This window comes from Monashia sp. HAY1-5C, from assembly GCF_056755255.1.
Genome location: NZ_JBPGXG010000025.1, coordinates 1 through 18,806, shown reverse-complemented (window position 1 = coordinate 18,806; position 18,806 = coordinate 1). Strand labels below are relative to the sequence as shown.

Sequence of the window (18,806 nt, the reverse complement as noted above, 5' to 3'; positions counted from 1 at the left end):
TCAGGCACCTTCCGCCGCAGGGCCGCCCGCGAGGAGATCGGCGGGCCGACGCTCGGAGCGGACGGGGCCTGCGAGGTTGGCGCGCAGCCGGCGCCGCGCCGCGACCCCGCGCTCGCCGGGCAGCACGACGGCGCGCACCCCGGAGCCGAGGACCTGCCCGAGGCGGCTGACCTGCCAGCCCAGCGCCCCGTGGTGCTTGCGCAGGAACAGCTCCTGCGCGGCCTGCACGTGTCCCTCGCGGCGGTCCGGGTCGGTGCTCGTGGCCGCACCGACGTGGACGGCGCGGGCCTCGGGCACGACGGCGTGGCGCCACCCGAGACGGACCGCCCGGGCCGCCCAGTCGGTCTCCTCGCCGTAGAGGAAGAACCGGTTCTCGTCGAAGGCGCCCACGTGGTCGAGGGCCTCGCGGCGCAGCAGCAGGACCGAGCCGATGACGTACCGGTCGCGGCGCCACCGGCCGAGGCCGACGGCGTCGAGCCACGTGCCGAGCGGGGACGGGAACGGCCACGTGACGCGCGAGGCGTGGCCCCCGGCGTCGACCTGGGCCGGGCCGACGCTGGCGAGGCCGGGGTCGGCGGCGAGCGCGGCGACGAGCCGGTCGACGTCGGCGGGGGCGACCGACGCGTCGGGGTTGACGAGCAGCACGTCGGCCTCGGCCCGGACGTGGCGCAGCCCCTCGTTGACCCCGGCCGCGAACCCGCCGTTGCGGCCCGGGTCGACGTACCGGGCACCGTGCCGCTCGGCGACGGCACGGACCTCCGGTGACGACGAGTTGTCGACGACGGTGACGCCGTACCCGGCTGGCACGAACGGCTCCAGGGCACCACCGAGGAGGTCGGGCCGGCCGTAGGCGACGACGACGACCTCCACCGGGCGCTGCCCGGGGCCGGCCGCGGAGGGCGTGCGCGTCGCCGACCGGTAGAGCGCGTCGTGCGCGGCCGCGACGTGGTCCCACGACGACGCGGCGGCCCGGACCAGCCCTGCCGCGCGCAGCCGCTCGGCGGTGGCGGCGTCGCGCCCGGCCTCCACGGCGGCCTTGGCCAACCCGGCGGCGTCACCCTCGGCGACGACGAGCGCGGCGTCGCCCACGACGTCCGGCAGGGCGCCGCTGTCGCTGACGACGACGGGTGTCCCGCAGGCCATCGCCTCCAGGGCGACGCGTCCGAACTGCTCGACCCACGACCGTGTCGTCAGGGACGGCACGCAGAGCACGTCGACGGAGCTCAGGAAGCCGGGCAGGTCGGCCGGGTCGAGGGCGCCGAGGTGCTCGACACGCTCGGCCACCCCGAGCTCGACGGCGAGCCCCTCGAGGCGGGACCGGTCCGGGCCGTCACCGGCGACGCGCAGGCGCAGGCCGGTCTCGATCCCGAGGGCCTCCAGCAGCACGTGCACGCCCTTGGCCGGGTCGAGCCGGCCGGCATACCCGACGACGACGTCCTCGTCCCGGCTCGGTGCGCGCCACGGCGCGGGAGTGAAGGTCGCCAGGTCGGTGCCGAGGTCGATGGTGCGGGCCCGGCCCGGGAAACCCTTGCGCTCGACGATGCGTCCGGCGGCGTCGTTGCACACGGACACGCCCGATGCGTGACGCAGGGCCCACCGCTCGAGCCATCGGAACGGCGGCGGGTAGCGCTTGTCGATGTTCTGGGCGGAGTACAGGACGTAGGGGGCGCGCTGGCGGCGCAGCCGTCGCAGCAGCAGCACCTCGGCCGTCGCGAGCGCGAACGGCTCCTCGTGGACGTCGACGACGTCGAGCGGTCGGCCGAGCGCCCGCCAGATCGGGCGCGGGTCGTAGAGGAAGAGCGCGGGGTGGCGTCCGACGGTGCCGACGCCGGTCACGGTCTCGCCCGCACGCGGCGCGAGCGGAACGACGCGTCCGCCCTCGGACCACGCGCGCGCCGACAGCAGCTCGACGTCGTGCCCGAGCCGGCGCAGCGCACGCTCGCGCTCGCGCCAGCCGTCGACGACGGCGCTGTGGGACACGCGCAGCGTCCGCATCGGCCCCCTCCTGACCGTTCCTCCCCGCACCACCGTGGTCGCGGTCGGCCCTCCCCCGGGCCACCGGTGCGGATGTCGCTGACTCGGCCCCGGGATTCGGATGATATGGGACGATGCTCGCACGTACCGTCGAGATCGGCCGGGGGGACCGTGACTTTTCGAGACTTCCTCACTGTGCTGGGGGCGCGGTGGCGGATCGTCGTCCTCTGCCTGCTGACGGTGACCGCGGCCACGGCCGTCCAGACGATGCTGACGCCTGCCGTCTACACGGCCAGCGCCAAGATCTACCTGTCGGCCACCGAGCCGGTCGACTCCCAGGACGGCAAGTCCGGCACCTACGCCGTGTCGGCCACCGACCTCGCCACCTACCTCGACGTCCTCACCTCGCCGTCGGTCACCGAGCCGCTGACCCAGCGTCTCGGCCTGGCGCCGGGCACCCCGCTCGGCCTGGCCGGCGAGGTGTCGCAGACCTCGAACATGATGACGATCAGCTCGACGGGCGGTGACCCGCGGCTCGTGGCCCGCGTCGCCAACGAGGCGGGCCCGGTGCTGGCCGAGGTCGCCAAGAAGTTCTCGCCGCTGCTCGCCTCGAACGGCCAGTCCGTCGAGTCCACGACGATCGCCCCGGCGGGGGTGCCGGCCGAGCCGATCTCGCCCAACGCCAGGCGCAACCTGCTCATCGGTGGTCTGCTCGGCCTGGCCATCGGCATCGGCCTGGCGCTGCTGACCCACACGCTCGACACGAAGGTGCGCAGCGAGGAGGACATCAAGGCGCTGTCGAGGCGCCCGATCCTCGGTGACATCCCGCTCGTCAAGGCGGCCAAGGACGCCACCGGGTTCCTCAGCCTCGAGTCCGACCCGCACGGGCGCCACGCCGAGGCCATCCGTCGGCTCCGCACGAACATCCTCTTCGTCGACGTCACCACCGGCGGCCACTCCTTCGTCGTCACCTCCTCGGTTCCCGGCGAGGGCAAGACGACGACGACCGTCAACCTCGCGCTGGCCATGGCCGACGCCGGGTCGCGGGTGCTGCTCATCGACGGTGACCTGCGAAACCCGTCGGTGGCAAGGACGCTCGGCCTCGACGGCGCGTTCGGCCTGACGACGCTGCTGCTCGGGCACGCCGAGCCCGACGACGTCATCCAGCAATGGCGCGACACCTCGCTGCACGTGCTGCCGGCCGGCGCCGTCCCGCCGAACCCGAGCGAGCTGCTCGGCTCCGAGCCGATGGAGCTGCTGTTCGGCAAGCTCGCCCACGAGTTCGACTTCATCCTCGTCGACAGCCCGCCCGTCGTGCCGGTCATCGACGCCGTGCTCATCAACAAGCTGACGCGCGGCCTCATCATGGTCGTCGGCGCCGAACGGACCCGGAAGAAGGACCTCGCAAGCGCCGTGCAGTCGCTCGAGACGGTCGAGGCCCCGGTGGCCGGGTTCGTCCTCAACATGGTCTCGTCCGGGTCCTCGACCGCGCACCGGTACGGCTACTACGGCTACAACCGGGACGCCGACGCTCAGCCCACGAAGACCGGCACCGCCGTCAAGGCCGGAACCGCCGTCAAGGCCGGAACCGCCGTCAGGGCCGGCACGGCGGCCAGGGCCGGCGCCGTCTCGCGCGCCGACCAGAAGCGAGCCCGGCACGGCTGACGCGTGCCCGTCGGGCCGGGGCGCGCCGCTCCCCCGGCCGGCCGGTGCGGCGGCGTCAGGTGAGGGGACGCAGCAGGCCGCGCGCGAGGAGGTCGGCGGTGAACGCGTCGACCTGGGCCGCCACCGCGTCGGGCTGCTGGTCCCAGCGGGTGGCCACGCGCAGGGGCCAGTCCTCGGCCGGCCCGGTCGTGGCGGCGGTCCAGATGGAGGCGGCGACGCCCTCGAGCACGTGGATCGGCCCGCCCGGCAGGGCGGCCACCCACACGGTCAGGCCGTCGGCCGACACCACGGCGCCGACGTCGTCGGCCGCGGCGAAGGCCGGACGCGAGGCCGGCGCGCCGGACGCGGGCGGCAGCGGAGGGGCGCTCACGGCGTGCCCCTGGGAGCCGTGTGGCCGTTGTGGTCCTTGCGGGACCGTCGGCGCAGCTGCTCCCCGATGCCGCGGACCGGCCGCGCGAAGAACTCGGCGACGACCTCGCGCCGGCTGACCGGCGCACCCCGCACGATGGTCAGGTGCTCGACGTTGACGAGCACCGACCGCCCGGCCACCCCCACCTTGGCGCGCAGGCCGCGGGCGGCGCGCAACCGGGCCCGCCACTCGTCGACGCGGGTCCCGCCCCGCGACGCGACCCGCCACAGGTCGTAGGCCGGGTCGCCGGCGTGGTCGTCGAGCGTGCCGGTGATGACGGAGAACGCCAGCTGCGCGCCGAGCCGGTCGACCTGCTCGAGGACGGCCGCGCGCTCGGGGCCGCTCGCGATGGTCCACACGGCGTCGACGTCGTGGGCGGCCTTGTCGTCCTTGCCCGCGCGCGCCGCATGGAGCAGCAGCAGGCATGCCTGGGCCGGGCGCGAGGGCACCGCGCAGCTGCGCCCGCCGAGGGTCGTCGATCCGTGACCGTCCCACAACGCCTCGAACGCCGCCTCCGGCGTCGGTCCCGTGCCGGGGAAGACGCGGTGCACGTCGAGCAGACCGAAGTCCTTGTGGCGCAACGTCGCCGAGTGCTCGAACGAGGAGGCGTAGGCGAACGTGTTGATGAGGTCCCAGCCGTGGTCGCGCAGCGCGGCCAGCACCCGGGCCACGTCCCGCGGGTGCACGAGGACGTCCGCGTCGGAGTAGCCGCGGCCGGGAACGAGCGAGGGGTCCAGGGCCGCGCCCTTGACGTGGAGGACGCGGGCACCCAGGTGGTCGGCCACGTGCTGGACGGCCGCGTGCGCGAAGGCGATCCGCACGTGGAGCGGGACGTCGACGAGCGGCTCGGTGGCTTCGGCAGCGTCCTCGGCGGTGTCCCCCGCAGTCATAGAGACAACCCCCATACACTGCGAGCCAACCGGACGATCGCACCCTAACAGCCGGCTCGACGCGGCGGACCCGGTCGCGGCGATCCACCCGGTGCGGACCGGAGAGCGAAGGAGGGGTCACGTGTCGCGCCCGGCCCCGGTCCGAACCCGAGTCCGCTGGCTGCTCGTCGGCCTCGCTGCCGCGGCCGGGTTCGTCCTGGCCGCACTGGTGTTCCTCCGGACCGGTCCGGGCGACACCGTGGACCGCTGGGTCTCCTCCGCCGTGCTCGACGGGCTGCCGGCCCCGGTGCGCCGCGGTCTCGACGCGCTGGCGCGGCCGTGGCTGCTCGTGGCGCTCGCCCCCCTCGATGCCGGGCTGATGCTCCTGACCCTCGCGCGACGGGGATGGCGCCGGGCGGCTCTCGCCGTGCTCGTCGCCGGCGCCTCGGCGCTGGTGTCGGCGGGCGTCGACGTTCCGGCGACGCTCCACCTGCCGGGCGAGGGCTATCCCTCCGACCACGCGACGGTCGGGTTCGCCCTACTCGTGGCGCTCGGTGTCCTCTGGCCCCGGCCGCTGGGTCGCCGCGGCCTCGGTGTCCTCGCCGGGCTGTCGGTCGTCGTCGGGACCGGCAACGTCAGCTGCTACGCCCACCGTCCGGTCGACGTGCTCGGGAGCGCGCTGCTCGTCGCCGCGGCCACCGGTGTCGCCGTCGGGCTGCTGGGTGGCGACGCGACGAACATCGGCGTCAGAGCCCGACCGAGCGCCAGACGCGAGCGTGCCCGAGGGCGGCGGCCTCCCACGTGAACCGGCGAGCGCGGGCGCGTCCGCGCGCCACGAGCGCGGCCCGGTCCGCTCCGGCGGCGAGCGCATCGAGGACCCCGGCCGACAGGCCCGGGCCGGTCGGCTCGACGAGCAGTCCCGCGTCGCCGACGACCTCGGGCAGGGACGACCGGTTCGAGGCGACGACCGGGACACCCGCCGCCATGGCCTCGAGCGCAGGCAGCCCGAACCCCTCGACGAGCGAGGGCACGACGACGACCTCGGCCGCGGCGTAGAGACCGGGCACGTCATCGCCGGGCAGCCGTCCGGTGAGGACGACACCGGGCAGGTCGGCGAACAGCCGGGTGCGGCGCGGGTGGGGCGGGCCGGCCAGGACGAGCGTGAGGTCGGGCCGGGCCCGGTGGATGACGGGCCACGCCTCGGCGAGGGCCGTCAGGTTCTTGCGCTCGGACGCCCCGCCGGCCGTCAGCACGAACGGACCGGTGACGCCGAGCGACTCGAGGCGGCGCACCGGCAACGGGGTCGCCTCGAAGAAGACCGGGTCCACGCCGTTCGGGACGACGTGCGGGTCGCGCACGCCCAGTGCCTCGACGGCCTCGGACGCCGTGTACTCGGACACGCACACGACGGCGGCCGCCCGGCGCAGCTCCTCGGCCGCGGCCCGCACCGGCGCCGACTCGTCGGGGAACCGCCAGGCGACGACGTCGTGCAGCGTGACGACCTCGAGGGGCGCCGGCGGCAGCTCGAGGCTCATCCGGTGCACGAGCCCGGCGCCGTGGTGCAGGAGCCGGCCGACCGCGGCGCGGGGGGCCGCCGGCGCCTGGGACAACCACCCCATCGGCAGCCGGACCGTGCCGGGGAGGGGCGAACGCAGCGAACGAGCGACGGTGCGTCGCACCTCCCACGTCTCCCCCGGTCCCGACAGCACCTCGAGCGCCCCGGCCGCGCGCGAGGCCACGTGCCCCTCATAGGCCTGCGCGCCCATGGGCACGGCGGTCGCCGTCGTCGCGATGGTGAGACGGGGCACGCGTCCTCCTCTGGTATCCGCAGGCGTCCGGGTGTGTCGGTCCCCGTCACGTCCGTCCGGCTCGTCCGGTTGTGCCGTGTCGGGTCGTGCCCGCATCGTAGGGTGAGTCCCGCCGCCCGGACCGGGACCCGGGCCGCTCGACCCCCGAGGAGGCGGCGTGACCGGTGGCCGACCGACACGCGTCGCGCTCGTGGCGTCGTCGTACGACCCGCACGTCGGCGGCGTCGAGTCGCACGTCCGGCACGTGGCGCGAGAGCTGCGGCGCCAGGGCACGCAGGTGCAGGTGTGGACCGTCGACCGCGGCGAGCACCTCGGCGACCGGGTCGTCGACGACGTCGTGGTCCGCGACCTGCCGACGCCGATGCCGGCGCGCCGGGTACGGGCCCTGACCGACTTCCTCCTCGCAGCCCCCGGCGCGTGGCGTCGCTGGCGCAGGGCGCACCGGGCCTTCTCCCCCGACGTCCTCCACGTGCAGTGCTTCGGCCCGAACGGGGCGTGGGCCCTCGCCCTCGCGCGTCGGACCGGTACGCCGCTCGTCGTGTCGAGCCATGGCGAGACGGTGGCCGACGACCACGACGCGTTCGGCGGGTCGGCGCTGCTGCGTCGGGCGCTGCGTCGGGCGGCCGCGGAGGCCGCGGTGACGACCGGGTGCTCGGAGGCCGTGCTCGCGGACCTGCGCACGCGCTTCGGCCTCCAGGGCGGTGTCGTCGTGCCCAACGGCGTCGACCTCGAGGCGCATCCGCCGGGCCCGGCCGGGCCGGCACCCGTCGACGGCGCGCCGGTGGTCCTCGGTGTCGGGCGCCTCGAGCACAACAAGGGCTTCGACCTGCTCCTCGAGGCGATGGGACGCCTGGCCGCCGACGGGCGCGACGCCGGGGCCCGGCTCGTCCTCGTCGGCAGCGGGTCGCAGGAGGCCGCCCTGCGGGAGCGCGCAGCATCGCTCGGCGTCGGTGACCGGCTCGAGCTGACCGGTGCGCTCGACGAGGCGGGCGTCGACGCCTGGCTGCGGCGAGCGGCGGTCGTCGTCGTGCCGAGCCGGGTCGAGGCGTTCGGGATCGTCGCGCTCGAGGCGTGGCGGGCGGGGGCGCCGCTCGTCGCCACGAGCCTCGGCGGGCCGGCCGAGTTCGTCGCCGACGGGACCGACGGCCTCCTCGTCGACCCCATCGACACCCGGGCCCTCGCCGACGCCGTCGCGACCGTGCTCGGCGACCCCGGCCGCGCCCACCGGCTCGCCTCCGCCGGGCTGGAACGCGTCGCCGCCTACGACTGGTCCACGGTCGCCGCCGCCTACGCCCGGATCCACGCGGACGTCCTCGCGGCAGCCCGGCCGGCGGGTTCCTGACCCCAGCCCCTCACCACCTGCCCCGAAAACCGGAGCAGCAGCAAGGAGCCACCCTCCACCCACCAGCACCCTCACCACCTGCCCCGAAAACCGGAGCAGCAGCAAGGAGCCACCCTCCACCCACCAGCACCCTCACCACCTGCCCCGAATACCGGGGCAGGTGGTGAGGCGAATGGGGAACACGGCCGCGGACCGGCGAGGGCCGCGGACCGGCGAGGGTCGCGGACCGGCGAGGCCACGGTCAGTGGGCGGTCCACGGACCAGGTGCGGGTGCCCCGCGTGGAGGGCCCCTCAGGTCGTTCGCGTGGCGCCGCCGAGGAGGACATCGAGCAGCTTCGAGGCCGGGCGGCGGACGCGCGCGGGCAGGACCCGGTCCACCGCGCCGCGGTCGTCGACGGTGAGCCCCGCGCCGACGAGGCGCAGCACGCCGACGCAGACCGCCGTGCCCACCACGCCGGCCGCAACCGCCCTCAGCAGCACCGGACCGGGCATCGCGGCGCCCACGAGGTAGGCGCCGACCGCCGAGAGGGATCCGACGGCCAGCGGCACGGCGTCGTGGAGCACGACACGCAGGGGCAGCCGGAGCGCCCTCAGCTCGCGTCCGGCCAGGATGCCCAGGCTGGTGAGGGCGCCGCCGGCGTTCGCGACGACCGCGCCCCACACGCCGAGGGAGGGCACGAGGGCCACGGCCAGGCCGAGGTCGACGACGAGCGCCACGAGGTAGGCCACGAGGATGGGCCGCCCGGACAGCCGTGCCGTCACGAAGGCGAAGACGGGCCCACCGGCCGTCGCGACGCCGGACGTCACCGCGAGCACGAGCACGACAGGCGACGCGTCGGCGAACTGGTGTCCGTACAGCACCGGCACGAGCAGGGCCAGGGGTGCGACGGCCGCCGCGTCCACGAGGGCGACGACGGTCGCGCCGCTGCGCACGACCCGCCGGAACGCCGGCGCGACGGCGGTCTCGTCGATCTCCCGGAGGCCCGAGATCGCCGGGATGAGTGGACCGACGATGGCCTGCGCCGGGGCGAAGGCGTGCACGGCCAGCCCGAACGACAGGGCATAGATGCCGAGAGCCTCCGGCGTCGCGAGCCAGCTCATGACGAAGACCTCGCTGCGCGAGGACACGAGCCCGCTGACGACGCCGGCCAGCCCCATCGGCACGGCGAATCGCCAGAAGCCGACGGGCAGCCCGCGCGGCAGCGCCGGCCGCAGCACCGCACCGCGGTACTGCGGCGCGATCCGCAGCAGGCAGAGGCCGACGGCAAGCCCCGTGACGACCAGGCGCGTGGCCCACACGGCATCGGGCGTCCGCACCGCCAGCGCCACGACGACCACCACGGCCTGCGTCAGCAGCGTCGTGACGAGCGCGATCTTCGCGCCGTCCGCGGTCTTGTTCTCGATGCCGAGGCTCGTCGCACCGCCGTCGAGCAGGGACGGCAGGACGACCCCGAACAGCAGGGCGGTGCCCATGGCCCACGGCGGGACGTCCGCCATGACGAGCACGACGACGAGCAGCACCGGCATGGCCACGACGAGGCGGAAGCCCTGCCACTGCGACAGCAGCCGGGCCACGTCGGCAGTCCGCCCGGCCGCGTGGGCCTTGGCCCCGAACTGGATGACGGCCGTGGCGAACCCCGTCGTCAGCAGCCCCGAGACGAACTCCATGATCGCCGTGAGCAGCGCGAGCCGGCCGTAGTCGGCGGAGCCGAGGACCCGGGCCACGACGAGGTTGACGAGGAATGCGACAGGGATCGCGACGAACGTGTGCACGACCGTCCACGCCGCGCCGCGCACGGCGCGCTCCTGCAGGTGGCCGGCGCTCATCGCCGACGGGTCGTCGCCGACATCGCGGCCCGCTGCGGCATCGGGCACGAGCGGCCTGGCGCCGGAACCGGTCTCGTCACCGGGCGATGAGGCCGGCATGAGCGGCAGTATGTCAGCCGGGTCGGCCGGATGCGGTCGATCCGTCCGTTTCCAGCCGTTTCGCATCGTAACCTCGCACCGTGTCCGGACGAGAGACGCCGATCCGCGAGGCTGCCCAGCACGAGGGGCAGCACGACGCGCGGCGCCCAGCCGCGCGGCGGCCCGTCCGCGTCGCCCTGCTCGACCACACGGCCGAGCTCGGTGGCGCCGAGCTGGCCCTCGTCCGGGTCATCGAGGCGCTCGAGCCGGGGCGGGTGACCCCGGTCGTCGTGCTGTTCTCGGACGGGCCGCTCGCCGAGCGAGTACGCGCCGCCGGCCACGACGTCGTCGTCGTACCGCTCGCCGAGGACGTCGCCGGCACCGACCGGCGCGCCGGCGCCTCTGCCGCGCTCGACCCCCGGCGGCTCGTCGGCGGCGTGGCGTTCCTGGGGCGCCTCGTCTCGACGCTGCGACGCCTCGACGTGGACGTCGTGCACACGACCTCCCTGAAGGCGGACCTCGCCGGTGCGCTCGCCGCTCCCCTGGTCCGTCGACCGCTCGTCTGGCACGTGCACGACCGGCTGGCCGAGGACTACCTGCCCGGGCGCACGGCCCGCCTGCTGCAGACCCTCGCCCGGAGAGTCCCGCAGGCGGTCGTCGCCAACTCCGCCGCGACCGCGGCCACGCTGCCCGGTGCCCGAGGCCTCGGGGTGGTCCACCCCGGGCTGGCCCTCGCCCAGGTGGCTCCCACGCCGCGCACCCGCCAGCCCGACGGACCACCCGTCGTCCTCATGGTCGGGCGCATCGGCCCGACGAAGGGTCAGCTGGTGCTCGTCCGAGCGGCCCGTCGCGTCGTCGACGTACGCCCGGACGCCCGCGTCCGCATCGTCGGTGCCGCGGCCTTCGGGGCCGACGCCTACGCGGCGAACGTGCTGGAGGAGGTCCACGCGCTGGGGCTCGCGCACGCCGTCGAGCTGGTGGGCTTCACCGACGACCCCCGGGCCGAGCTCGACCGGGCCGCGGTGGCGGTCCACGCGGCGACCGTCCCCGAGCCGTTCGGACAGGTCGTCACGGAGGCCATGGCCGCGGGCGTGCCGGTCGTCGCCACGCGCGGCGGCGGCGTCGACGAGATCGTCCGCACCGGGGCGGACGGCCTCGACACCGGCCTGCTCGTCCCACCCGGCGACGCGGACGCCCTGGCGGAGGCGGTCCTCGACGTGCTCGACCAGCCCGAGGCCGCCCTCGCGCGGGCGGCCCGCGCCCACGCCGACGTGACGACGCGCTTCCTGGCCACGGGTTCGGCGCAGGCCCTCACCCGGGTCTGGGAGCTGGCCGCCCGGGACCGACCTGCCCGCCATCCCGGCCGGGAGCCGTCATGAGCACGCCCACACCCCCGCTGCTCCGTATGCTGGCGCTGACGTGAGCGCCGCGTCGGCATGGCGAGCCGGGCGACGCGCACGCACCCCGTCGAGCACCGGGAGCCGCGAGTGACCCACCGCCCGCGCGTCGCCATCGCGCACGACTACCTCACCCAGCGCGGCGGGGCCGAGCGCGTCGTCCTCGCCCTGCACCGGGCGTTCCCGGACGCCGCGATCCACACGACGCTCTACGACCCCGACGCCACGTACCCCGAGTTCCGCGACGCGCACGTCGTCACCTCACCGATCGACCGCGTCGCCCTGCTGCGCCGTGAGCACCGGGCCGCGCTGCCCGTGCTGCCGTGGGCGGTGGCCCGCCTGCCGGTCGACGCCGACGTCGTCGTCGCGTCGAGCTCCGGGTGGGCGCACGGCGTGCCGACCACCGGGCGAAAGCTCGTCTACTGCCACGCCCCGGCGCGGTGGCTCTACCAGCCCGACGCCTACCTCGGCGGGCCGGCCTCGAGGTCGCTGCGCGGGCGCGCGCTGCTCGCCCTGGGCAGCCGGCTGCGCGGCTGGGACCGCGCAGCCGCGGCGTCGGCCGACCGCTACCTCGTCAACTCGAGCGTCGTGCGGGACCGGGTCCGCGAGGCCTACGGCATCGAGGCCGAGGTCGTGGCCCCGCCCTACGGCATCGACGCCGAGGGCCCGCGCCGGCCCGTGCCCGCGCTCACCGACTGGGCGGGCGAGGGCTACCTGCTCGTCGTGTCGCGGCTGCTGCCCTACAAGAACGTCGACATCGCGGTCGACGCCGTGCGCGGCCTGCCCGAGCGCCTCGTCGTCGTCGGCTCCGGACCGCTGGAGGGACGACTGCGGGCCGAGGCGCCGGCCAACGTGCGCCTCGTCACCGGGCTCACCGACGCGCAGCTGCGCTGGACGTACGCCCACGCGTCGCGGCTGCTCGCCCCGAGCCTCGAGGACTTCGGGCTCACGCCGCTCGAGGCCGCAGCCTTCGGGGTGCCGACCCTCGCCCTGCGCGGCGGCGGCTACCTCGACACCATCGACGCGTCGGCCAACGGCGCCTTCTTCGACACCCCCACCGTGGAGGCCGTGCGTTCCGCGGTCCTCGACGCGCGGGACCGACGCTGGGACGCCGACGCCGCGCGCGCGCACGCCTCGCTCTTCTCCGAGGAGCGGTTCCACGTGCGGATGCGCGCCGAGGTGGACCGGCTGCTCGCGGTCAGCTGAGGGCGCGCAGCACGAGGACCCACGCGACGACCGGCGCGCCCACCGCGAGGATGATCGCGATGACGCGCTGCGCGGCCGCGTGCGCGTAGACCTTGGCGAGGACCGCGGCCACCACCCCGACCGCGAACACGCCGAGCGAGTACGTCGCGAGCTCCGCGCTCAGCTCGACGATCTCGGGCGACCGGGTGATGTTGGCGATGGTGGCCGCCTTGCCCGCGGGTCCCCACGGCGCCGGCAGGGGCACCTGGGCCAGGAGGATGAGGGCGATCCCGAGCAGGTCGGTGGCGACGTGGTGGGGCCGCTCGACCGCGTTCTCGCGCCGGGACCGGGGCGCGGCCGGGACGTGCGGCGCCGGGCGCCTCAGGGCCCGCGGCAGCGTCCACAGCAGCCCGGGCAGACCCGTGAGCACGGCGAGGTAGGCGGCGTAGAGCTTCGGGCGGTTGTCCGAGGCGAAGCCGAAGACGGTGACGACGACCGGCGTGGCCTGCGCCAGGAGCCACACGTAGCCGGCGAAGGCGAGGACTCCGAGCAGGAGGACGGGGACCTCGGAGCGCCGACGGGTTCCGGCTCCGGGCATGGCGCCCAGTGTAGGCAGCACCCGGAAAGTCCGGATCCGTCCGCGCCCGCCACCTAGACTGACCGCGTGAGCACCCGCGAGACCGGCACCGACCTGTTCGACCCCGACCGGGTCGACGACGACGCGCTCGTGGCCGGGGGCTCGGGGTCCGCCGGGTCCCACGGCTCCGGCGGTTCCGGTTCGGGCGGCTCCGGCGGTGGTCGCCGCGCCCGTCGCGGCGACGACGGTGGTCGGCGCGAGAGGCGCCGCAACCGGACGGTGCTCGTCACCGCCCTCGTGCTCCTGCTCGTACCGGTGCTCGCGGTCGGCGGCTACCTCGCCTGGCTGAACCACGTCGTCACCGACAACGTCAAGCAGGAGCTGCTCCTGCCCGACGCCGCCGGCCCGGGCGGGCTGCCCACGCTGCCCGACGGCACGGTCGTCCAGCAGCCGGCCGGCAGCGGCACCAACTACCTCATCATCGGCAACGACGCCGGCCCCGACCGCGTCGGTGCCCGCTCCGACGTCATGGTCCTCGTGCACGTACCGGCCGACCACTCGCGCGTCACCCTCATCCACTTCCCCCGCGACCTCTACGTCTCGATCCCCGGCAGGGGCAAGAACAAGCTCAACGCCGCGTACGCCTTCGGTGGCGGGCCGCTGCTCGTGCGCACGATGCAGGACCTGCTCGGGGTCCGCATCGACCACGTCGCCATGCTCGGCTTCGAGCAGTTCAAGAGCATGACCGACGCCGTCGGCGGGGTGGACGTCGACGTCGAGGAGCCGAGCAAGGACGACGGCTACGACTTCCGGGTCGGCCGGATGCACATGGACGGCGACATGGCCCTCGCCTTCGTCCGCGAGCGCAAACAGCTGTCCGAGGGCGACATCTCGCGCGGCCGCCGGCAGCTGGCGTTCATCAAGGCGCTCATGCTCAAGACGCTGAACAAGGACGTCCTGCTCAACCCGGTCAGGCTGGGCCAGTTCGTCGACGCGGCGACCAAGAACCTCACCGTCGACCAGAACCTCGACGTGGGCACCATGCGCTCGGAGGCCCTCGCGCTGCGCGACATCCGGGGCGGCGACATCCGGTTCATCACCGCGCCGTTCACCGGCTTCGGCACGAGCCCGGCCGGCGCGTCGATCGACATCGTCGACGAGGTCAAGATGAAGGACCTCGGCGAGGCCATTCGCAACGACGAGCTCAACGCCTACCGGGACTGACGCGCACGGCGCAGGCCTCAGACCGTCGGCGGCCGCAGCGCCTGCGCCACGACGGGCAGGAGCTCCTCGATGGCGCGTCCCATGAGCGCGTAGGCCTCGGTGCCGCGCCCGTAGGGGTCGGGGATGTCCGACTCGCCGGCGGCGCGGGCCCGGACGAACCCGCGGCGGTGGCGGGCGGCCCGGGCGACCCGGAGCACCCACGGCGTCCGGTCCTCGCCCGGCGTTCCTCCGGACCCGGCAGCGCGTGCCTCCTCCGCGACGGCCCGCAGGTCGGTGTCGGCGAGGAGGTCGGCCAGCTCACCGAGGGTGAAGGTGTGCCGCAGGACCCGGGGGTTGAGCGCGACCGCGTCGGAGCGGTGCCGTTGGGTGGCCGTGACGACGAGGTCGGCGTCGGCGAGCAGGGCGGGCGTCAGCTGTCGGGACGCGAAACCGGCCGTGTCGGCGCCGACCTGCTCGAGGAGGGCCACCGACCCCGGCTCGATCGGCGCACCGACGAGGGCCCGTGTACCGGCGCTGCTCACCTCGAGCCCGGTGCCGGCGAGCAGCTGGGCGAGGCGGCGCTCGACGTACGGCGAGCGGCAGACGTTCCCGGTGCAGACGACGAGGACGCGTCCCGCGCGCGCCGCACCGGCTGCCGCCACCGGGTGCTCCCTCCCCACGCCGGACGCCGCGTCCATGGGACTGACCGAGCTCACCGAGCTCACCGGGCCGCCTGGGCGGCGAGCTCGCGGGACCACGCGAGGCATGCCTCCCACGTCGGCAGCAGGCCGCCGCTCGCGGCCTCCTCGAGGGTGGGCGCAGCAGCGTCCTTCGGCGACAGGACCGGCTCGAAACCGTCCGGCAGGTCCAGGCCCACGCGCGGGTCGAGCGGGTTGACGCCGCGCTCGGCCACGGGGTTGAAGACCTCCGAGCAGAGGTAGACCGCCGTGCCGTCATCGACGCACGCGAGGGCGTGCCCCAGCCCTTCGGCGAGGTAGACGGCACGCCGGTCGACGGTGTCGAGGAGGACGGAGTCCCACTCGCCGAAGGTCGGTGACCCCACTCGCAGGTCGACGACGTAGTCGACGAAGACGCCCCCGGTGGCCGTGACGTACTTGGCCTGCGACGGCGGCACGTCGGCGAAGTGGATGCCGCGCAGCGCGCCGGCCCGCGACACGGAGATGTTCGTCTGCCGCACGGCCATCTCGTGGCCGAGCACCTCGGCAAGGTGGTCGACGCGGAAGCCCTCGGCGAAGACGCCCCGCTCGTCGGCGAGCTGGCGCGGTGTCACCTCGAAGGCACCGGCGATGCGCAGCGGTCGGATGTCCATCAGCGGGCGTCCTCCGGTCCGGGTCGGTCGGTACGGGTGCAGCGGCGGGCGAGCCGGCTCACGGGGTGCCCCTGCCCTCGTCGAGCAGCGCCTGCAGGTAGCGACCGTAGCCGCTCTTGACCTGCGCGTCGGCGTGCACCTGCAACCCCTCGTCGTCGAGCCAGCCGTTGCGCCAGGCGATCTCCTCGACGCAGCCGATCTTCAGGCCCTGCCGGGCCTCGACGACCCGGACGAACGCGCTGGCCTCGATGAGTCCCTCGAAGGTGCCGGTGTCGAACCACGCCGTGCCGCGCGGCAGGACGCTGACCGACAGGGTGCCGCGCCGGAGGTAGATGTCGTTGACGGCCGTGATCTCGAGCTCGCCGCGGTCGCTCGGGGTGAGCCCTGCGGCGATCTCGACGACCTCGTTGTCGTAGAAGTAGAGGCCGGGCACCGCGAAGCTGCTGCGGGGCTTCTCCGGCTTCTCCTCGATCGACACGACGCGCCCGGTCTCGTCGAACTCGACGACGCCGTAGGCGGTCGGGTCGGCGACGCGGTAGGCGAAGACGTGGCCGCCGGTCAGGGTCGTGTTCTCGGACAGGCGCGTGCCGAGGCCGGGACCGAAGAAGATGTTGTCGCCGAGGACGAGGGCGACGCTGTCGCCGCCGATGAAGTCGGCCCCGAGGACGAAGGCCTGGGCCAGGCCGTCGGGACTCGGCTGCACGGTGTACGTGATGGACATGCCCCACTGCGAACCGTCACCGAGGAGCCGGACGAACTGCTCGGCGTCCCACGGCGTCGTGATGACGAGCACGTCACGGATGCCGGCCATCATGAGCGTCGAGAGCGGGTAGTAGACCATCGGCTTGTCGTACACGGGCATCAGCTGCTTGCTGATCCCCCGCGTGATCGGGTGCAGCCGGGTGCCGGTACCGCCGGCGAGCACGATCCCCTTCATGGTGAGCCAGCGTAGGGGGCGGTCACGCGGTCCGCGTCCACGCCCGCAGGTCCGAGCCCGCCCGCCACGTCGTGTCGCCGACCGCGAGCCAGCCGGCCTCCTCGACGACGGAGATCGACACGCGCCCCTGGGGCACCCCGTCGGGCGCGGCGACGCAGGCGATGCTCGTGGTCGAGCCCGAAGCCGAGCCGGTCGAGCCCGCCGAGGTGCCGGTCGAGGCGCCGGTCAGGCGCGCGACCTCGATCCCGTCGCAGCCGTCGGCGACCCGCGCGACGTACGCCCGGGCCGAACCCTGCTCCTGCCGCACCGACAGCGCGAGGGCGCCGCCGACGCGCGTGAGCCGGGACCACGCGGCGCCGCCGTCCGAGGAGGTCATGACGGTGCCGTCGGCGCAGAGGGCGCGGGCGCTGCGCGCCGAGACCCGCGCGAGGTCGACGAGCGCGCCCGCTCCGCAGGGGCGGGCGGACGGGCGCTCGGGGGTCACCGCCGTGGACGTCTCCCCACCGGGCGTGCGCGACCACGTCCCGTCGAGCGCCCGTGGCGCCTTCCAGGACCGCGCGCCGTCCTCGGTGACGTACTCCTCGGCGCTGCACGACGCGTCGGCGCCGATGACGAAGGCGTTGTCGGCCGACACGGGCTGGACGCGTCCGAGGGCCCTGGCCGGCACGACGCGCGAGCCCCAGGTGCGTCCCCCGTCGGCGGTCACCTCGAGGGCTGCACCGCCCGTGTCGCAGGTGCCGAGCACCGCGCGCCACGCCCGGCGGTCGTCGAGGGCGACGACGACCTGGCGCAGCGGGACCGGACGCGTCTGCGGGCTGCGGGACGGGGTCGGGGTCGACGTCACCGGGGTCGACCGCGGCGCCGGCGCGGCAGGCTCGGCACCCACCGCATCGGGGCGGAAGGCGAGCGCGACGAGGGCGGCGTCGGCGACGAGGAGGACGAGCAGGCCCATGAGGGCCAGCCGCCCTGTCGAGGAGCGCATCCAGCGGGTCACGGCCCTCACTCTACGGACCCGCCGGGACGAACCAGAGCAAGTCGGGCACGGCGGCACTAGGATGCGGCGCAGAGCGAACGTGTCGGATGCACCCGGGGGATCGACCTACGGCTACGTCCCGGAGGCCGACCGACGGAGAGAGACGAGACTTGTGGAGCTCCAGGACTACCTGAACGTGATCCGGAAGCGGTGGATGATCATCGTCGCCGTCACGCTCGTGACCCTCGGCCTGTCGGCGGCCTACACGGCACTGTCGCCGCGCACGTACGCGTCGTCGACGCGCTTCTTCGTGAACACGACGAGCGACGACACGACCTCCTCGCTCCAACAGGGCAACACCTTCACCCAGGCCCGGGTCAAGACCTACGCCCAGATCCTCGAGGACCCGGCCGTGCTTCAGCCTGTCAAGGAGGCTGTCGGGCTCGGCGGCACCACGGACCAGCTCGCGGCGCGAGTCACCTCCTCGATCCCTCTCGACACGAGCCTCATCGACGTCACGGTGTCCGACTCAAGCCCGCAGCGGGCGCAGCAGATCGCGGCGGCCATCGGGGACGTCTTTCCCCGATACGTCACCAGCATCGAGGCGAAGTCCGCCAAGCAGTCCCCCGTGACGCTCTCGGTCACGCGCCCTGCCACGCTCGAGACCACTCCAGTGAGCCCGAAGCCGACCCGCAACCTTGCGCTCGGCCTCGTCCTGGGCCTGCTGCTCGGCTTCGGCCTGGCGCTGCTGCGCGACGTCCTCGACAAGTCGGTCAAGTCCCAGCGCGACCTCGAGACCGTCACCGACCGCACGGTCCTCGGCGCGATCGCCTTCGACACCGACGCGTTCGAGCACCCGCTCATCGTCCAGGTCGACCCGCGCAGCCAGCGGGCGGAGGCCTTCCGGTCGCTGCGCACGAACCTGCAGTTCATCGACGTCGCGGACCCGCCGAAGTCGATCGTGGTCACGTCGTCCCTGCCCGGCGAGGGCAAGTCGACGACGACCGCGAACCTGGCCCTCAGCCTCGCCGAGACGGGCCTGTCGGTCGTCGTCATCGAGGGCGACCTGCGCCGGCCCCGCCTGCTCGACTACCTCGGCTTCGAGGGCTCGGTGGGCCTCACCGACGTCCTCGTCGGACGCGTCGAGGTCGACGACGTGCTCCAGCCGTTCGGCCGCACGGGGCTGCGCCTGCTCCTGTCTCTTATACACATCTGACGCTGCCGACGACGGA

Annotated in this window: 17 protein-coding genes; 7 read left to right on the top strand and 10 right to left on the bottom strand. The window is 74.8% G+C overall.

All coding sequences use genetic code 11. From position 1 onward, the window contains the following. Entirely contained in the window at positions 1–1,995 is a 1,995-nt protein-coding gene (locus ACR9ZK_RS06040; protein ID WP_481340986.1) for a glycosyltransferase, read from the bottom strand. A 150-nt stretch (positions 1,996–2,145) separates the two neighbouring features. Between ACR9ZK_RS06040 and ACR9ZK_RS06035 the strand changes: the two genes are divergently transcribed. Further along, complete coding sequence (locus tag ACR9ZK_RS06035) at positions 2,146–3,639, top strand: tyrosine-protein kinase domain-containing protein (RefSeq protein ID WP_481340985.1); 1,494 nt, start codon at positions 2,146–2,148, stop codon at positions 3,637–3,639. Positions 3,640–3,694: 55 nt separating this feature from the next. Here the strand turns inward: ACR9ZK_RS06035 and ACR9ZK_RS06030 are convergent, their stop codons facing one another. Next, positions 3,695–4,009: a hypothetical protein gene (locus tag ACR9ZK_RS06030; RefSeq protein WP_481340984.1), complete on the bottom strand. Its 315-nt coding sequence runs from the start codon at positions 4,007–4,009 to the stop codon at positions 3,695–3,697. After that, positions 4,006–4,938, bottom strand: a complete 933-nt coding sequence (locus tag ACR9ZK_RS06025; protein WP_481340983.1) for a nucleotidyltransferase family protein — start codon at positions 4,936–4,938, stop codon at positions 4,006–4,008. Before ACR9ZK_RS06025 ends, ACR9ZK_RS06030 begins: the two co-directional genes overlap by 4 nt. A 121-nt stretch (positions 4,939–5,059) precedes the next feature. On the opposite strand from ACR9ZK_RS06025, the gene ACR9ZK_RS06020 reads away from it, so the two are divergent. Next, complete coding sequence (locus tag ACR9ZK_RS06020) at positions 5,060–5,722, top strand: phosphatase PAP2 family protein (protein ID WP_481340982.1); 663 nt, start codon at positions 5,060–5,062, stop codon at positions 5,720–5,722. Here the strand turns inward: ACR9ZK_RS06020 and ACR9ZK_RS06015 are convergent. After that, entirely contained in the window at positions 5,664–6,725 is a 1,062-nt protein-coding gene (locus ACR9ZK_RS06015) for a glycosyltransferase family 4 protein (protein ID WP_481340981.1), read from the bottom strand. The genes ACR9ZK_RS06020 and ACR9ZK_RS06015 overlap by 59 nt on opposite strands. A gap of 157 nt (positions 6,726–6,882) precedes the next feature. Here ACR9ZK_RS06015 and ACR9ZK_RS06010 point away from each other — a divergent pair, with 157 nt between their 5' ends. Next, a complete protein-coding gene (locus tag ACR9ZK_RS06010) occupies positions 6,883–8,067 on the top strand; it encodes a glycosyltransferase family 4 protein (protein WP_481340980.1) in 1,185 nt (394 codons plus the stop codon). 291 nt (positions 8,068–8,358) lie between these two features. Here the strand turns inward: ACR9ZK_RS06010 and ACR9ZK_RS06005 are convergent, their stop codons facing one another. Next, positions 8,359–9,993, bottom strand: coding sequence for a lipopolysaccharide biosynthesis protein (locus tag ACR9ZK_RS06005; protein WP_481340979.1), 1,635 nt, complete (start codon positions 9,991–9,993; stop codon positions 8,359–8,361). An 80-nt stretch (positions 9,994–10,073) separates the two neighbouring features. On the opposite strand from ACR9ZK_RS06005, the gene ACR9ZK_RS06000 reads away from it, so the two are divergent. Together ACR9ZK_RS06000 and ACR9ZK_RS05995 are read left to right on the top strand one after the other, a co-directional pair. Further along, positions 10,074–11,351, top strand: a complete 1,278-nt coding sequence (locus ACR9ZK_RS06000) for a glycosyltransferase (RefSeq protein WP_481340978.1) — start codon at positions 10,074–10,076, stop codon at positions 11,349–11,351. Positions 11,352–11,459: 108 nt separating this feature from the next. After that, entirely contained in the window at positions 11,460–12,575 is a 1,116-nt protein-coding gene (locus tag ACR9ZK_RS05995) for a glycosyltransferase (protein ID WP_481340977.1), read from the top strand. On the opposite strand, the gene ACR9ZK_RS05990 is transcribed toward ACR9ZK_RS05995, so the two are convergent. After that, a complete protein-coding gene (locus ACR9ZK_RS05990) occupies positions 12,568–13,152 on the bottom strand; it encodes a hypothetical protein (protein ID WP_481340976.1) in 585 nt (194 codons plus the stop codon). The two genes, ACR9ZK_RS05995 and ACR9ZK_RS05990, sit on opposite strands and share 8 nt — an antisense overlap. Before the next feature lie 66 nt (positions 13,153–13,218). Between ACR9ZK_RS05990 and ACR9ZK_RS05985 the strand changes: the two genes are divergently transcribed. Further along, a complete protein-coding gene (locus ACR9ZK_RS05985; protein ID WP_481340975.1) occupies positions 13,219–14,355 on the top strand; it encodes an LCP family protein in 1,137 nt (378 codons plus the stop codon). A 17-nt stretch (positions 14,356–14,372) separates the two neighbouring features. Here the strand turns inward: ACR9ZK_RS05985 and ACR9ZK_RS05980 are convergent, their stop codons facing one another. The 4 genes from ACR9ZK_RS05980 to ACR9ZK_RS05965 are packed head-to-tail and all read right to left on the bottom strand — an operon-like array spanning position 14,373 to position 17,595. After that, positions 14,373–15,059 (bottom strand): arsenate reductase/protein-tyrosine-phosphatase family protein, encoded by a 687-nt coding sequence (locus tag ACR9ZK_RS05980; protein WP_481340974.1) that lies wholly within the window; start codon positions 15,057–15,059, stop codon positions 14,373–14,375. Further along, a complete protein-coding gene (locus ACR9ZK_RS05975; protein ID WP_481340973.1) occupies positions 15,056–15,664 on the bottom strand; it encodes a dTDP-4-dehydrorhamnose 3,5-epimerase family protein in 609 nt (202 codons plus the stop codon). The genes ACR9ZK_RS05980 and ACR9ZK_RS05975 overlap by 4 nt, the downstream gene beginning before the upstream one ends. A gap of 58 nt (positions 15,665–15,722) precedes the next feature. Continuing rightward, the gene (gene rfbA / locus ACR9ZK_RS05970) at positions 15,723–16,601 is read right to left on the bottom strand and encodes a glucose-1-phosphate thymidylyltransferase RfbA (RefSeq protein ID WP_481340972.1); all 879 of its coding nucleotides are present in this window, start codon (positions 16,599–16,601) and stop codon (positions 15,723–15,725) included. A gap of 22 nt (positions 16,602–16,623) precedes the next feature. Then, positions 16,624–17,595, bottom strand: coding sequence for a hypothetical protein (locus tag ACR9ZK_RS05965; RefSeq protein ID WP_481340971.1), 972 nt, complete (start codon positions 17,593–17,595; stop codon positions 16,624–16,626). Between the two features lie 151 nt (positions 17,596–17,746). Between ACR9ZK_RS05965 and ACR9ZK_RS05960 the strand changes: the two genes are divergently transcribed. Then, the gene (locus ACR9ZK_RS05960; protein ID WP_481340970.1) at positions 17,747–18,790 is read left to right on the top strand and encodes a YveK family protein; all 1,044 of its coding nucleotides are present in this window, start codon (positions 17,747–17,749) and stop codon (positions 18,788–18,790) included. Positions 18,791–18,806 lie beyond the last annotated feature (16 nt).

Excerpts from the sequence above, each read along its gene's own strand:
- ACR9ZK_RS06040 (WP_481340986.1), bottom strand. The coding sequence starts at position 1,995 with ATGCGGACGCTGCGCGTGTCCCACAGCGCCGTCGTCGACGGCTGGCGC.
- ACR9ZK_RS06005 (WP_481340979.1), bottom strand. The coding sequence starts at position 9,993 with ATGCCGGCCTCATCGCCCGGTGACGAGACCGGTTCCGGCGCCAGGCCG.
- ACR9ZK_RS06025 (WP_481340983.1), bottom strand. The coding sequence starts at position 4,938 with ATGACTGCGGGGGACACCGCCGAGGACGCTGCCGAAGCCACCGAGCCG.
- rfbA (WP_481340972.1), bottom strand. The coding sequence starts at position 16,601 with ATGAAGGGGATCGTGCTCGCCGGCGGTACCGGCACCCGGCTGCACCCG.
- ACR9ZK_RS05990 (WP_481340976.1), bottom strand. The coding sequence starts at position 13,152 with ATGCCCGGAGCCGGAACCCGTCGGCGCTCCGAGGTCCCCGTCCTCCTG.
- ACR9ZK_RS05975 (WP_481340973.1), bottom strand. The coding sequence starts at position 15,664 with ATGGACATCCGACCGCTGCGCATCGCCGGTGCCTTCGAGGTGACACCG.